This is a genomic window from Candidatus Protofrankia californiensis, from assembly GCF_900634765.1.
GTDB lineage: Bacteria > Actinomycetota > Actinomycetes > Frankiales > Frankiaceae > Protofrankia > Protofrankia californiensis.
On the sequence record NZ_CAAAFT010000129.1, the window covers coordinates 1 to 481 of the forward strand.

Consider the following 481-nt stretch of genomic DNA (forward strand, 5'->3'; position numbering starts at 1 on the left):
AGGAGCATGTCCTCGGTGATGTCGTGGGCCCGGGAGTCCAGCAGCCCGCGGAAGACGCCGGGGAAGGCGAGCACGTTGTTGATCTGGTTCGGCTCGTCCGAGCGGCCGGTCGCGACGATCGCCGCGTACGTGCGGGCGTCCGCGGGGTCGACCTCGGGGTCCGGGTTGGCCAGCGCGAAGACGATCGCGTCGTCGGCCATGGTCGCCACGTCCGCCCCGGTCAGGATTGCCGGCGCGGACACGCCGATGAACACGTCGGCGCCGGCCAGGGCGTCACGCAGCGTCCCTGAGATCTTGTCCGGGTTGGTGTGCTCGCAGATCCACCGGCCGTTGTCGTCCAGATCGCCGCGGGCCGGCGAGATGATCCCACCGATGTCGGACGCGATCACGCTGCCGCCCGCGCGGCCCGCACCGGTCCGCAGCAGCAGGCGCAGGATGGCCGTACCCGCCGCGCCCGCCCCGCTGGTGACGATCCGTACGG

General features: G+C 72.3%; 1 protein-coding gene. It reads right to left on the minus strand.

The features are described from left to right. Nucleotides 1–481, minus strand: a 481-nt coding sequence (locus tag DD1DGNOD_RS07775; RefSeq protein ID WP_283234668.1) for a malic enzyme-like NAD(P)-binding protein, incomplete at both ends; no start/stop codon positions are given.